The sequence below is a fragment of the Halomonas sp. BC04 genome, assembly GCF_000568385.1.
In genome coordinates, this window is sequence record NZ_AZQX01000263.1 from 21,844 (window position 1) to 35,791 (window position 13,948).

General features: G+C 58.8%; 11 protein-coding genes and 1 pseudogene. 1 reads left to right on the plus strand and 11 read right to left on the minus strand.

What is annotated here, in order from left to right:
* Positions 1–71 precede the first annotated feature (71 nt).
* The 11 genes and pseudogenes from Q427_RS18195 to Q427_RS18240 all read right to left on the minus strand — a co-directional run bounded on the left by Q427_RS18195 (position 72) and on the right by Q427_RS18240 (position 13,063).
* Entirely contained in the window at positions 72–743 is a 672-nt protein-coding gene (locus Q427_RS18195; RefSeq protein ID WP_155833615.1) for a hypothetical protein, read from the minus strand.
* A 211-nt stretch (positions 744–954) separates the two neighbouring features.
* Positions 955–3,720: a type I restriction endonuclease subunit R gene (locus Q427_RS18200; protein WP_231613777.1), complete on the minus strand. Its 2,766-nt coding sequence runs from the start codon at positions 3,718–3,720 to the stop codon at positions 955–957.
* A complete protein-coding gene (locus Q427_RS34370) occupies positions 3,678–4,172 on the minus strand; it encodes a hypothetical protein (protein WP_231613778.1) in 495 nt (164 codons plus the stop codon). The genes Q427_RS18200 and Q427_RS34370 overlap by 43 nt, the downstream gene beginning before the upstream one ends.
* Before the next feature lie 37 nt (positions 4,173–4,209).
* Positions 4,210–5,138 (minus strand): annotated as a pseudogene (locus tag Q427_RS32565) (Abi family protein).
* Positions 5,139–5,407: 269 nt separating this feature from the next.
* A complete protein-coding gene (locus tag Q427_RS18210; protein WP_043516530.1) occupies positions 5,408–5,935 on the minus strand; it encodes a hypothetical protein in 528 nt (175 codons plus the stop codon).
* A 201-nt stretch (positions 5,936–6,136) separates the two neighbouring features.
* Positions 6,137–7,558 (minus strand): hypothetical protein, encoded by a 1,422-nt coding sequence (locus tag Q427_RS18215; protein ID WP_043516531.1) that lies wholly within the window; start codon positions 7,556–7,558, stop codon positions 6,137–6,139.
* A complete protein-coding gene (locus Q427_RS18220; protein ID WP_043516532.1) occupies positions 7,555–8,502 on the minus strand; it encodes a GIY-YIG nuclease family protein in 948 nt (315 codons plus the stop codon). Before Q427_RS18220 ends, Q427_RS18215 begins: the two co-directional genes overlap by 4 nt.
* Positions 8,499–9,902, minus strand: a complete 1,404-nt coding sequence (locus Q427_RS30390; RefSeq protein ID WP_081786079.1) for a restriction endonuclease subunit S — start codon at positions 9,900–9,902, stop codon at positions 8,499–8,501. Before Q427_RS30390 ends, Q427_RS18220 begins: the two co-directional genes overlap by 4 nt.
* On the minus strand, positions 9,899–11,890 hold the full coding sequence (locus Q427_RS18230; protein WP_043516533.1) for a type I restriction-modification system subunit M: 1,992 nt from the start codon (positions 11,888–11,890) through the stop codon (positions 9,899–9,901). Before Q427_RS18230 ends, Q427_RS30390 begins: the two co-directional genes overlap by 4 nt.
* 86 nt (positions 11,891–11,976) lie before the next feature.
* The gene (locus Q427_RS18235; RefSeq protein ID WP_043516534.1) at positions 11,977–12,171 is read right to left on the minus strand and encodes a hypothetical protein; all 195 of its coding nucleotides are present in this window, start codon (positions 12,169–12,171) and stop codon (positions 11,977–11,979) included.
* A gap of 367 nt (positions 12,172–12,538) precedes the next feature.
* The gene (locus Q427_RS18240; protein WP_043516535.1) at positions 12,539–13,063 is read right to left on the minus strand and encodes a helix-turn-helix domain-containing protein; all 525 of its coding nucleotides are present in this window, start codon (positions 13,061–13,063) and stop codon (positions 12,539–12,541) included.
* A 108-nt stretch (positions 13,064–13,171) separates the two neighbouring features.
* Here Q427_RS18240 and Q427_RS18245 point away from each other — a divergent pair.
* Positions 13,172–13,948 (plus strand): IS1380 family transposase (locus Q427_RS18245; protein ID WP_043516536.1); only part of this gene is annotated, 777 nt, incomplete at its 3' end.

Consider the following 13,948-nt stretch of genomic DNA (forward strand, 5'->3'; position numbering starts at 1 on the left):
GAACAGCTAACGCCTGTGCTCAGCCGCCGGTTTGGAGCGACAGTGGAAAACCGGTCGGCTGCAGCCCATGGTTATATGTTTTTTATGTCGAAATCTATAATGTCCTGAAGGCGATCGGCGACCCGCTCACACATACCTTGGATAAATATATACTTCGACTCTAAGTCATTTTTTACGCGTTCGTGGTTCTCATCAGATAAGCTTGAGTCGAATGTCCTGTCGAGAGATACGGTCGCCCGCTCAATCTCTTGATTCATGGCGTACATCTGATTCTTAAACTCATGGATGCGTCTTTGATATTCCGACGGAAAATGAATTATCTGCGGAGCAGCAGTTTCAATTAGACTTGCGCTAAACCTTTTAAGACTTAAACCAACCTCTGGCTCAGCCCGCATATGTTCCCGCATAGCGTTAAATTCTTCGTCGGGCGCAGATATCAAGTGATCAACAAGATCCCTGATTCTTTGAATAGGCTCACAACCCCTGTAGGCCTGCAATTTAGGACTGAGCCAATTTAGGTATTCACGTGAAAGATCACCGTAGCGCTGAGCTAGCAAAAAACTGCTAACTACTACCCGAGATTGTAGATCCTCAGATTCTGTCTTGATTGCCTTGACTAAATCTCGTCTGATACGCTTTCGGCGAACCGCATCCACGATCAAGGGACTCAGTAAACCAAGCAGCCAGCCCAAAATTAAGAATGCGATTTCCCTCATTTCACTCCCTGCATATAACATCTGCATTATGTATGCATACTCCATACTCCATATTTCACTTGAACGTACATGCGTGTTTAATAATTTTATGCTGCGCGCTCGACCACTCTCTATCTATTGAAATCCGTTGGGATTAATTAAAATTCGGCTACGTAACACCAATCATCGTGCATGCTGCATATCCCCAATGAACGTGCTCGCTGCCTTTGCCGGCATGTCCGCTTGGGGTCGAAACCTGTCATTGTTCAAGCCTTGGGGTGGTTTGACTGAACCTGTCTACCAGCAGGTTTAGTATCAACAGCGCGAACTGCCTGCCAGTCTCATCGTTGTCCAGTACTGGCAGCGAGAGCTTTTCATTATCACTCAAGGCATCGAGCACGGCATCAGTGACCTTCTTCGGGAAAAGGCCGTGCATGACCTGGTCCTCGCTGTGACTGCGTACCTGGGCCATTACTGACTCATCACGTTCGATGCGGTCGGCGATACCGTTGGCGAAGTGCAGCTTGTCGTCGTCGCTGACCTCGGCGCCGTAGAGGTCGTTGAGCCGGTCGATGATCTCGGCCAGCCGCTGCTTCTCGGGATCAAAGGGCTTGCCTGAGCCCACTTCGCTGACCGGCTGGAGGCCATAGTCACCCTCGGTCTCTTCCAGGCGCAGCCGCTTCTCCTCGCGCTTGGTGAGCCGGTAGTGGGTCAGCTCCAGCTCGCTGACGTCGATGGCCTCCTCTTCCAATAGCCGGTCGGTGCGCAGCAGCGGGTAGAGGTGGCGGGCGTAGACGCACAGCTGCTCCAGCTCGGGATCATCGAAGGTGACGATCTGGCTGAGGAATTCGTAGGTGCGCACGAAGCTCTGCAGGTTCTTGCGGAACAGGTCGAGCTCGTCGCGGGTGGTGCCGGCGTCCTTGAGCTCCTGCTCGGCGCGTTTGAGGCCCTTGTCATTGCCGTTCTGCTCGGCGACCCGGCGTGCCTCCTTCCAGGTCTGCAGCTGTTCGAGTATCGCCTGGTAGCGATATTTGAAGCGATCCTGGGCGGGCCGGCAGTGGTAGCTTAGGCTCGATGCCGGTGCCTTGGGATCGAAGAAGGTCTTGGCAAAGCCCTCCACCTCCGGCCAGTGGTATATACCGCTGGCATCCAGGCTGCGCTGCAGGTCGATGACCACCTGGGGGTCGGAGACGTCGGCCAGCTCGGCCTTCTGATAGTAGGGCGCGAAGGCGGCGAGGATCTCCTGCTCGTCGTTGTAGAAGTCGAGGATGAAGGTCTGCTTGCCGGGGAACAGCCGGTTGAGCCGCGAAAGGGTCTGCACGCAGTCCACGCCCTGGAGCTTCTTGTCCACGTACATGGCACACAGCTTGGGCTGGTCGAAACCGGTCTGGAACTTGTTGGCGGCGATCATCACGTTGAAGTCGTCGGTGTCGAACGCCTCGGCCAGGTCGCGGCCCTTGAGCCCGGGGTTGAGCAGCCGGCTGGTCTCGGTGACCTCCTCGGGAATCACCTCGTCAGGTAGCACGCTGCCCGAGAATGCCACCATGGGGTGAACGTCACCGTAACCCTGTTCCTCGATGTACTGACGCATGGCCAGTTGGTAGCGCACCGCTTCCTGGCGACTGGCAGTGACCACCATGGCCTTGGCCTGGCCGTCGAGCAGGTGACGGACATTGTCGCGGTAGTGCTCAACGATCACCTCTACCCGTTGGGCAATGTTGTAGGGGTGCAGGCGAACCCACTTGGCCAGGGTCCGCGAGGCCTTCTTGGAGTCCACCTCCTGCTCCTCGCCGTCGGGATGGGCGAGCTTCCAGGCGGTGGCATAGGTGACGTAGTTCTGCAGCACGTCGAGGATGAAGCCCTCCTCGATGGCCTGGCGCATGGAGTAGAGGTGGAACGGCTCGGGCTTGTTCTCGGCACTGGCCGGCAGGTCTGGATCCGGCGGGCGGCCGAACAGCTCCAGGGTCTTGGCCTTGGGCGTGGCGGTGAAGGCGTAGTAGCTGATTCGCTCGCTGGGGCGTCGTGAGGCGACGGCGGCATCCAGCATCATCTCCGCACTGATTTCCCCGTCCTCGTCCCCTGTGGCCTCTCCTGCGGCTGCCAGCAGGGCCTTGAGCTTGCTGGCCGAGCTCCCGGTCTGGGAGGAGTGGGCCTCGTCGGCAATCACCGCGTAGTTTCCCTCGGCCAGGTTAGGACGCTTGTCCAGGGCGTCGAACAATGCCGGAAAGGTCTGGATGGTGACGATGATGATTCGGGTGTTGCTGGCCAGGGCCTCGGCGAGCTGCTCCGACTTGCTCTGGTTGCCGATGTCGCGGGTGATCGGGCAAACCACGCCGTGGGCATGCTCGAACTGGTAGATGGTGTCCTGCAGCTGGCTGTCGAGCACGGTGCGGTCGGTGACCACGATCACCGAGTTGAACAGCTTGGTGCCGTCTTCGGCGTAGAGGTTGGCCAGCTGGTGGGCGACCCAGGCGATGGAGTTGGACTTGCCCGAGCCGGCGCTGTGCTGCACCAAGTAGCGCCGCCCCGGCCCCTCGGCCAGGGTGCCCTGGATCAGCCGGTTGACCACCTCCCACTGGTGGTAGCGCGGGAAGATCAGTGTCTCCTTGGTGGCGCGGTGGCCGTGGAAGTCTTCCACTGGCTTGCGCTCCAGATGCAGGAATCGCCCGAGCACCTTCAGCCAGGCGTCCGGAGCAAGCACCTGTTCCCATAGATAGGCGGTGGCGTAGCTCTGCTCGTTCGGTGCGGGCGGGTTGCCGGCGCCACCCTCTTCCGTGCCACGGTTGAAGGGCAGGAAGTAAGTGTCCTTGCCGGCCAGCTTGGTGGTCATCGCCACCTCGGCCTGGCTCACCGCGAAGTGAACCAGGGCGCCGCGCTTGAAGGTCAGCAGCGGCTCCGGCTTGCGAGTGATGGGGTCCTTCACCGGCCGATCCTGACGGTATTGCCGCTTGGCGTTCTCCACCGTCTGCTTGAACTGGCTCTTCAGCTCCAGGGTGGCAGTCGGGATGCCGTTGACGAACAGCACCAGATCGAGGCGGGGATTGTAGCTCTCGCCGCCCCTACCTTCTCTCGGGCGTGGGGCGAGTAGGAGACCTCCGGCACCACCCGCAGGCGGTTGGCGCGGTAGCGGGCGAGCGAATCGGGGTTCATGCCGTGGTCGGGCTGAAAGCTACAAACGGCAATTCGCTCACCAGATAGGCCCGGCACCTTAAAGCCGTGGCGCAGCACTTCCAGGGTGCCGACGCGATCCAGCTCGCGCACAACCTTCTTCACGAAGACCTGCTCGGGGGCCTGGGGGTTGGCCTTGCAGAACTTCTCCCAGCGGTCCGGCCAGGCCTCCTTCACATAGCCAAGCAGGTCCTCGGTGTAGAGCGCCGAGGCGCAGTCATAGCCGCTCGCCGGGCCAGTCTTCCAGCCGCCGGCCGCCATGGCATCGATGATGTCCTGCTGGAACTGACCTTCCCTGCTGTCCGCCATGTCATCCCCTGCGCCCGGCGTAATTATTCGTAACAGCCTAACGCTTCCGGGATACGAGTAGAAGACTACTTAGCGGATGCATCGCCCATAGGGGACGATGACGCCAATCATCGGGGAACCCCATTTCTCGTGTATTGATCGCATGGCGGTCGATCAGCGTAACCAAGCGCTCTCGCCAGTGGTGATGTGGATTCACCACATCCATCAAATAGAGCATCAGGCTCAGGGTATTATAGATTCGGCGAGTGGTATCAACATGCAGGGTTTCCAGCACGGCAGCGGGACGGTCTGTGGGGAGCTTGGGCAGCAGGGTGAATTCCCGATTCCACAGGCGGGAATGGTGGGCACAGAGGTTGCGTACATAACTCAGGTGATGAAGCAACGAAGTGAGCACGCTCTCATCAAAGTCATACTCGCGGGCCACCGCATTGCGATCACGACGATGGCGGGTATTGGCATACCACAGCGACAGTTGCCCGAAAGTCATGATCTCCACCAGCGCCCAGATCGGGGGCAGCGGCTCATCATAGGTAGTACGCAGATGGCGTATGAAGGTTTCCTGGCTGCGACGAACCTCACGCTCCAGTGATTGGCGCTGTTCCGCATAGCGCCAACGGGGCTTGAACCACGAATCGTCCAAATGGAAATGAGGTCCATGGGTGTGGGCCATGTGATAAGCCAGTGGGTCCGGATCGAGACCTCGATGCGTTCGATGGCGTCCATTACCAGCAGGCGGAACTCACGATCGAAAACGTAGAGGTTCAGCACATCGTCCAGGGTGGTGCCGGGGCGCAGTTGGTGCGTCTGGTGATCGGCCTCGAAGGGCAACCAATAGGCGCCCAGCCGGTAGTAGTTGAGATGGCGCAGGTAGTGGAGAGCACGCTGGCGGTCCGGCACCGTCAGCCCCCGCTGGATGAGCCGATCGAGCTGGTCATCGAAGCTCAGCGGGGGTTTGTTGAACTGCACGACCGACCTCCAGAAAAAAGTAACCCCCCAAGGTGCGCTTCCGAGAGAGGCGTGGGGGGTGTTGTTACGAGTGAGTATAAAACGGCGGGCCGGCGTCTGCCAAGCCAAGTCTTGCCGATCACCCCTCCTCTGCCTCCTAGGTACGCGTAGCTACTGAACCACTGCCGGAATCTCCACCACCTGAGACCTGTGCTACACCAACCGCTCTCCGCTGTGGCGCACGGGTTGGCCGGCACTACCGAGGGCGAAGGCCAGAAAATGGGCCGGTGTCAGACCTGGATCTGAGGGCCGGTGAACACCCTCCCGTAACGCCCGATCAGCCCCCTAGGGCCGAGCATGCTCAGGCTGACCATAGGCGTAGCAGTGCGGGAGATACCATCGGCAATGGCCTGCTGGTGCTGCTCCAGTCTGATCAGGCCGATGCGCGCGGGCGTGTAGTGCTCTCCCAGCTCAATCAGCAGGAATTGCGTCCAGCCGGGCGTCAGGCGCACGCTGCGACCGCGCTGGTTCTCCTGAGTGATCGCCTTCACCTGGGTGCGGCAAGCTCCTTCAACCAGGTCATACCCCGGGTTCGAGGTGCCGGGGACCTTCTCGGGTCGCTGACCGAGCGACTCCAGAAAGCGCAGACTGATGAACTCGCCAATGCGTCCAATGATATTGTCGTTGCCGCCGAACCGCTCCGGCACTTCGCGGCCCAGCGTCAGGATTCGCTTGCGAGCCTGCAGGTAGTTCTCGATGGCAGCCTGGACCTCTTCGTCGCGAAACTGTGAACTGAGGATGGGGTGAACCTGGTTCATAAGGTTGTTCCTTGTCGAGGGCGACGCCTATGGTGCTGCGGGAGTGATGGGCTCAATCAGCGACGGATCATCTTTCACCGGCCGATTGACCTGGGTGCTTACCAGCCAGTAGATGATCACCTTCAACTAGCAGCAGCCTGAGGGATACCGCCAGGCAGGGGAAGTTACTGTAGAGAGCGAAGCGGCCGCACATGAAATGCTTTACTCTTGACCCTCACTTTCCAGCCGATCCCTTAGCGCCTGGAGCTCCCCACCACCAACAAGCATATTCAGACCTTCTTTTGCAGAGCTGAACCAGCGAGATACAATATCCACTTCACAGGTGGCACTGCTCAAAACGTCTGCCAGCGGGCGGTGGATCATCAGTGGGTGCCATGGGTTAGTTCCCTGAGAAATAGTCCAACCATTTGGCTCCTGAATCAGCCGGTTGCAGAGCGCCATAAACTCAGGCGCCTCCCAGAATCCATTGCGTTTACCCCAGTCATTCGCAACATCAAGGATAATAGAAAAGTCTCCTCCTCGACCTTTACCAACTGGCTCCACGCGATGATCGTAAGACGAGAAATAAAGACCAACAAAAACACTGGGCCTCCAAGGTTGCGCCAAATTTATACCGTACCGACCTTCTAGAAGGCCTGATTTATTCCTGCCGCGCAAAAAGGCCACCCGATTGCTAGCCGGGTTCACAAACTGGTCAAAAACTTTCTCCCAGTCAGTTTGGAGCGCCTCATGATGTGCTCGGCTCAATGCCATACGAACCATGTCACTCGATAATCCTGCCTCTTCGGAGAGCTGTTCAAGGGCATTTCGCAATTTACGCTGGCCGGAAGTTTCAGACGGAGCCTCAGATTCTGCACGCTCTGCTATAGTCTCAGGCGATTCACTTGAAACATTGATCGAAAGCTGTCCGTTATCATCATCCCGAATAACTTGCACAGTTGTTCGATGAATAGTCTCAGTACGAGCAACTGGCTGAGACAGCCACATAATTTCTTCGGAAAACTCTTTGTCTTGAAATGGAGAGATTTCCAGAACACTAATCTGATAATCGGTTGCATCGCTCCTGCTGGCTGATCGAATCCAGCCCGAAAGACCTTCAGGTGCTTCATCGCAAACAATAATGTAATGCAACTGACCTTGAGATAGCCGATTCCTGTAGCTTTGTGCTACCCAACGCGCCCGGTTGGAGTCACCCACTAGTTTGAAGGCGACATCTTCAAGCCGAGTGCAATCAGGTAGGTCTTGAGAAAACAGCGCAGCCTGAGCTCGCTCATCAAGGCTGCACAGAGTAGCCCCATAATCGAGGATTTGCGATATTACATTTCTCCCTCTGAGCTCTCTATTACCAAAGCGCTTTACTTCAACAATTCCGACATCACCACGGTCAGTAAGAAACATTAAATCAGGGTATTTTTTATATCCCATAGGATCCAGCACGCCGGCTTGCTTCACCAGATGAATATCGTCAACGATCAGGCCAATTCTCTCAAGACAAAGAAGCTCGTGATTCCTGAAAACCACATCTTCGAGGTCCGACTCAAGAAGGTCCAGCTGCCCCAATCTCATTCGTTTCCACTTGCGATCAGGGCTGTTCGCACTGGTTTTCACCATAAAATCAATCACACTAGTTCACTCCTTGATTTGCCGGTGGAGGCTGCGGCACTCACCTGCCGATCCTGCCACTCGCCGTAGGTCAGGCCGCTGTCTTCCGCTTTCCAGGAGGTTCGGCCGTTGGCACTACGGCCAGAGACCACCGCCGCAGCGGCGCTGGGGCTGCTGAAGCTCTGGTCCTCGCTGAACACCCGGGTGCCATTGTTACCATCCACCAGCATCCCGTCCTCGCAGAGCTGGTTATAGAGGCTCTGGTAGCCGCGCTCGGTGCCGACCCAGCTGCCTCGGGCCAGGGAACCCTTGAAGACGTAGAACTCGCCGTCGATCTCCTGCCCGGTTGCGCGGATGCCATGCCTCGGTACTTCCAGGTTGAAGCGCGGCGAGGCCTCAGGCTCGGCAACCGGAGCCGACTCAGGGGCACGCGAGGGGCGCGAGGTCTCCCGCAGGAAGTCGAGGCCCAGCACCGGCAGCACGGTACGAATCTGCTCCATGAAGAACGCCATATCGGCGCGATCCGACTCGGGGAGATTGATGTACTCGTGGGCGGTGCCGTTGATCAGCTTGCAGCGCCCCACTTCGCCGGCATTCTGGATGAGCAGGCTTTCCAGGTACTTCACGTGGGCCTTGGTAAGGTTCTGGTCCTTGCTGGTGACCAGGCAGACCTTCTCCCAGAAGTCCTTGCCGCCCTTGTCCTCTGGGCGGTTGTGATGCTTCAAGCGGGTACTGACGTCGTCACTCTCGCCGATATAGACCAGCGGGCGCAGGCTGTTTTCGGGGTCGGGGCCGACCAGGAAGTAGATGCCGGTGCGGCCGCACTCCGGGCGCTGCACCAGCTCGCTGAGCTTGCTGCGCGGCCCGGTGAGCACGTGGCCGGTCCAGTTCATGATCTCGGCGGTGAGCAGGCCGTTGGGCGTGCCGTCCACCAGAAAGAGTCGGATGCTGCGTCCCTGCGTCATACCGCCTCCATCTGGGTAGCTTCAGTGGCAGCCGATGGGCCCGCTGGCGGCTGCCAGCCGCGTACGTCGATCTTGCCGGTGACGGCAACGGAGATCAGGGCAGAGCGGCGTTCTGCGAGTAGTTTTATTGCAGCATGTGCTTGATCTAGCAATGAGTCATTTTTTTGCGTTTTGGCGTCCAAGTACTGCGCTATTCTTATTTGTTCTTCAACAGGCGGGGTTGGCACGCTCATTCTTTTCAGCAAGTCCTGTCCAAGCGAGGCACGAGTCACAATCTCCATCTCTTTAACGAAAAATTCTCTGAGCCTTTGGTTCCCAAAAAAGTACCTGGAAAAATTGGGCGACAAAACCTCTTCGACAGGCCTAAACCTTATTAAAAATCCAGCAAATGTTGCAGAGGGAATGTCTTGAAAGCAAGTTGAACTGAAACCAATTTCCTCGACCGTCTCCGATGTTCTTGTAAACAGAACATCACCTTTCTTGATTGAATATTTTTCACGATCTTGGGCGGATGACTGCACAAGCCCCTTTGGGTTTGTTGGCAAGACCTCGTTTTTGTAAACATCACCATAGCTTACGAAAGGAAACCCAGACCCAAAAGCCTCTGCGCCTATGTTGATTCCATTCTGACATTCTCCGAGGTATCGAAGAGGCTTAATCTCCCAATGCGCCGGCACTTCGCCTAACCACTCCACCCCGGAGTCCTTCATCGCCACATCGGGATCCAGCCCCTTGGTGACGGCATGGGAAATCACCACTTGGCGCTTCTCCTTGAGCAGCTCGATCAGGCGCTGCTGCTGCTCCACCAAGGCGTCAATGCGGGCAGTTTCGTAATCGAGAAAGGCGGCGACTTTGGACTGCTCAGCCTCGCTTGGCAAGGGTAATACCAGCGAGCGCACATTGTCTTTATTGAGCTTTGGCTGAGCTGTCACAGTTGCAGCTTGAGATATTTGATCCTGCCCACCCACGCTTAACAAAAACCAATAAAAATAACGCTCATAAATCCATCTATTTGTTTTCAGAAGATACATATTTGGTGCAAGCGTAGCGGGATACTTAACCGTTGGCATCAAGTAAACCAAGCCTACCGACCCCACTGAAGCCATGAGAAGCTCACCACCATATAGAGCAGACTTCCTTAAATACCTATATGCTTCTTCATCTACCCAAACACCCTCCCTTTCTAGCTGATGCCGCAAGTCAGTCATCCGAATTAGTCGAGCATAGCCTGATGACTTGTATTCCACATTATCAGCGAGTGAGGCGAAAGAGCCATTAGCGGTAAAGTCAGTGAGAACTTCTATACCACGCTTAGCTTGAATCACGCCCCAGGATTTCGGAACGATGTCTATCCAAGGAGTATTCGATTTTTTGTACTTAGGATACCGCGGGAAGCTCATGCCGACAGCTCCTCGATCATCTGCTTGATCCGATCGGTGCAGGCCTTCAGATCGGCGTCGATCTCCTCCAGCGGGCGCGGCGGCGTGAACTGGTAGAAGTGCCGGTTGAAGGGGATCTCGAAGCCGACGATGCCGATGCGGCCGTCCAGCGGGTCGCGCTTCTCCTCGTCGATCCAGGCGTCGGGGACGTGGGGCTTCACCTCGCGCTCGAAGTAGTCGAACACCGACTCGTCCAGGGGCACGTTCTCGTTGTCGCGCAGGCCGGTGTCGGGCTCCGGGTTGCCCTGCTTGTCGTGGCAGATGTCGGCGTCCGGATCTCGCTCGGAGAGGGCGCTGAGAATGGCCTTCTGCACCGGGGCACCGATCTTGAAGCGCTCTTGTGTCAGTTCTGCCTTGAGGGCGGCCTTCAGCGCCTTGGTAAATGCGTCGCGGTTGGTGTAGACCTGCTCCGGGTCCAGGGTGACGCAAGCGGCCTTGATCGCCTCGCGCTCGGCCTCATCGAGCTTCTGCAGCGGTTTCTCGTCATCGAGCCGGGCCAGGCGGTCGGCGCTGGTCTGGAAGTTGAGGCGCAGCGGGCGCTCCACGGTGATGCGCCGGTAGCCAAAGGCCTCCACCGGGAAGAGTTTGCTCTCCTCGTTTTCCTGGCCGGCACCGTAGAGGCGCACGATCTCCTCGATGTCGCGGTCGGCAACGAACTGGCGCTTGCTGCCCAAGGACTTGCGCATCTTGCTGGCCCGACCGGTGGCGTTGATCAGCTGCACCTGGCCGCGGCGCTCCTCGGGCTTGTGGTTGGAGAGGATCCACACATAGGTGGCGATGCCGGTGTTGTAGAAGAGGTCGGTGGGCAGGCCGACGATGGCCTCCACCAGGTCGTGCTGGAGCAGATAGCGGCGGATCTCGGACTCCCCGCTGCCGGCGCCGCCGGTGAACAGCGGCGAGCCGTTGAGGATGATGCCGATGCGCGAGCCACCCTCCTGACGGGGGCGCATCTTGCTCACCAGGTGCATCAGGAACAGCAGCGAGCCGTCGGAGACTCGCGGCAGGCCCGGACCGAAGCGGCCTTCATACCCTTTCTGGTTGTGCTCGTCGGTGATCGCCTTCTGGACCTTCTTCCACTCCACCCCGAACGGCGGATTGGAGAGCATGAAGTCGAAGTGCTCGCCAGGGAGCTGGTCGTCGGAGAGGGTGTTGCCGAGCTTCACCTGGTCCACGCCCTGTCCTTTTATCAGCATGTCTGCCTTGCAGATGGCGTAGGACTCCGGGTTGAGCTCCTGGCCGTGCAGCGAGACGGTCACGTCCTGGCTGACCTGCTGGATGTACTCGTCACCCTCGGAGAGGAAGCCGCCGGTGCCGGCGGTGGGGTCGTAGATGGTGACGATGCGGTGGGGGCGCAGCTTGTCGTCCTGGCCGGTGAGCACCAGCGAGGTGGTCAGGTGGACGATGTCGCGGGGGGTGAAGTGCTCCCCCGCCGTCTCGTTGGAGCTCTCGGCGAACTTGCGGATCAGCTCCTCGAACACCAGGCCCATGCCAAAGTTGGAGAGCCGCGCCGGGCTCAGGTCCATCGACGCAAAGCGCTGCACTACCTGGTAGAGCAGGTTGTTGGCGCTGAGCTGCTGGACGAAGCCCTCGAACTCGAAGTGCTCGAAGATCTCCCGGGCGTCCTGGCTGAACGACTGCACGTAGCTCATCAGGTCGTCGCCGGTCTGGGTATCGGAGAGGCTGCCCAGGGTCAGCGGTGAGGCGTTGAAGAAGGGCTGCACCGCGGCGCGCAGCAGCAGCTTCTCGCGCACCGCCTCGGGTTTGGCCTGGTGGGCCTGAGCCGCGGCAAGCACCTCGGCCTTGGTGGGCTCCAGCACGCACTCCAGGCGCCGCAGCAGGGTGAAGGGCAGGATGATGCGGCCATACTGGGACTGCTTGAAATCGCCGCGCAGCAGATCCGCCACGGACCAGATGAAGGCCGCCAGTTGAGAGTGACTCTCCGTGTTCACGATGCTTCCCCGCGTTCGTAACTGATATGTGACTGTTGAGGGCCATCATACACAGCGAAGGGGAGTGAGGGGCAGGGTTCGCCGGATCAACGTCGGCGAAATTTAGCTGCGCGTGGTGCCTTTGGATCGAGACTGATGATCTTGCCCGGTGCCACAGGCCTTGCGGCCTGATTACCGTAAGGTACCGGTTCCTCGGGGGTATCCAGCCCGAGGGTGTCGGCTCGCTGAAAGCGCACCAGGAGTACGTTGCCGATCTGATAGCGTCCGGGGATCTCGGTCATGCTGACTCCCTCTTGGGGAACAGTCGATACGTTGGATTCAGAGGCGATGCCGGTGGCGTAGTCGCATATGGCTCATGCACGCTGAAGGAGCTGCCGGGTGACCGCCTCGACTACCCTCTTGAGTGTAGCTTGCCTAACGAGGTTCCCGATTAGGACTGGGGCCAGCTACATTGAGTGTGGCGGTTGGATGTCGGCCCAGGAGCGATGGACCAGGGCTGTGCCCATGACCCTCGGCCAGCGCTCACTGGCCACCAGAGCTGAACTTGGTCAGCGTCATGGCTCCAACTTGTGGGCATTTGCAGGGTGATGCAATGGCCGCAATGATCGGGATAGCTCACCCTGCTGGAATGGGCACCTCGCCTCGCTGTCATTGGTTTGTACCATTGTCACGATTGATCGGTGCCACCTCGGCCATCAACTCCGCAAAGGTCTTGAGCTCCTCTGGACGCTCTTCATCCAGGTTGTAGGCTTGGCGTTCCAGGCGAATGGCCTTGGCCAAGGCATCGATACCGCTATTGAGACTGCGTGCGAATCGGTCGGCGTTGTCTTCGCGGATCGGCACGGTTTCCAAAGTTCCTGCCAGGCGATCAGCGATACGACGCCAGCGGGAGACGGCGTGGCGGTGCTCGGTAACCAGGGCTGCGGCCTCGTTGCTCGCCTCGTCGATGATCGCAGCGTCCTCGTCGTGCGGGATTCCACTGCGCGAGGTGCGCGACAGCTTGGCCTGAGTGGCTGCCCTCACGTCATCGGTCAGGTCGCGCTGCCAACCCTCGGCCTTTGCCTTACTGCGCACGGTGGATTCAGGGACGCTGTGTTTGGCGGCCAGGTGGCGGATAGAGAGCTGGCCGGCGCGGTAGTCGCGTTCGATGACTTCCCAGTCGTATTTTCTCATGATCCTGCCTTATTCATGAGGAAGGCCTGAAAACAAAGATGACGGATGGTATTCTCTTGAGAAATCAGAACGTTCCGGCAAGAACCTGATTCCAGAGGACCATCCGCCATGGGTGAAAGCCTATCTCCCTGGATCCCGTCCTGCAACGGGTCCATCCGCGTTGAGCTTGATGGCCAGCGCACCACCAGCGACAGCGGCGCTCTGCTGCTGCGTGAAGCCCTCGACAACAGCGGCGTGATCGATGCGCTGGAGAACAATCTGGTCGACCGGCGCCACCCGCTGCGTATCCGTCATTCGCTGGCCAGCCAGCTGCGCACCCTGGTGCTGCAACGCGCGATGGACTGGATCGACCTCAGCGATACCGACACGCTGCGATGTGACCCGCTCTGGCAGTTGGCTTGCAGCGATGCTCGCGGGATGACGCCACTGGCCCAGGATCGGCCGTCTCAAGCCACGCTGTCGCGGCTGGTGACGTGCCTCGGGCGCAACGACAACATCGATGCCGTGCACGAAGGCCTGCTGCGACTGGTGGTCTGGCGTCTTACCTCGCTGAAGCATGGCGAACGCCCCGAGCAGCTGACGATGGACATCGACGGCCTGCCGATCGAGGTCCACGGCCATCAGGGCGGCTCGGCGTTTCATGGTCTTTACGGAGCACGGATCTACTCGCCGCTGGTCGCCTCGCTGGCCGAAACCGGCGACATGGTGGGTGGTCTGCTGCGCGAAGGTAATGCCGGCCCGGCCGAGAACGCCGATACCTGGATCCCGCATTTGGTGCGGCGACTTAACGAGAGTACCGGGGCCCAGGTGAGGGTGCGCATCGATGCCGGCTTCACCGACAATGCGACACTGGAGGCCCTGGAAGATCGCGGCATCGAATACTTG

What these genes read in the sequence shown, in the direction of transcription:
- Q427_RS18195 (WP_155833615.1), bottom strand. Translation starts at nt 743, where the DNA reads ATGCAGATGTTATATGCAGGGAGTGAAATGAGGGAAATCGCATTCTTA.
- Q427_RS34370 (WP_231613778.1), bottom strand. Translation starts at nt 4,172, where the DNA reads ATGGCGGACAGCAGGGAAGGTCAGTTCCAGCAGGACATCATCGATGCC.
- Q427_RS18210 (WP_043516530.1), bottom strand. Translation starts at nt 5,935, where the DNA reads ATGAACCAGGTTCACCCCATCCTCAGTTCACAGTTTCGCGACGAAGAG.
- Q427_RS18220 (WP_043516532.1), bottom strand. Translation starts at nt 8,502, where the DNA reads ATGACGCAGGGACGCAGCATCCGACTCTTTCTGGTGGACGGCACGCCC.
- Q427_RS30390 (WP_081786079.1), bottom strand. Translation starts at nt 9,902, where the DNA reads ATGAGCTTCCCGCGGTATCCTAAGTACAAAAAATCGAATACTCCTTGG.
- Q427_RS18235 (WP_043516534.1), bottom strand. Translation starts at nt 12,171, where the DNA reads ATGACCGAGATCCCCGGACGCTATCAGATCGGCAACGTACTCCTGGTG.
- Q427_RS18240 (WP_043516535.1), bottom strand. Translation starts at nt 13,063, where the DNA reads ATGAGAAAATACGACTGGGAAGTCATCGAACGCGACTACCGCGCCGGC.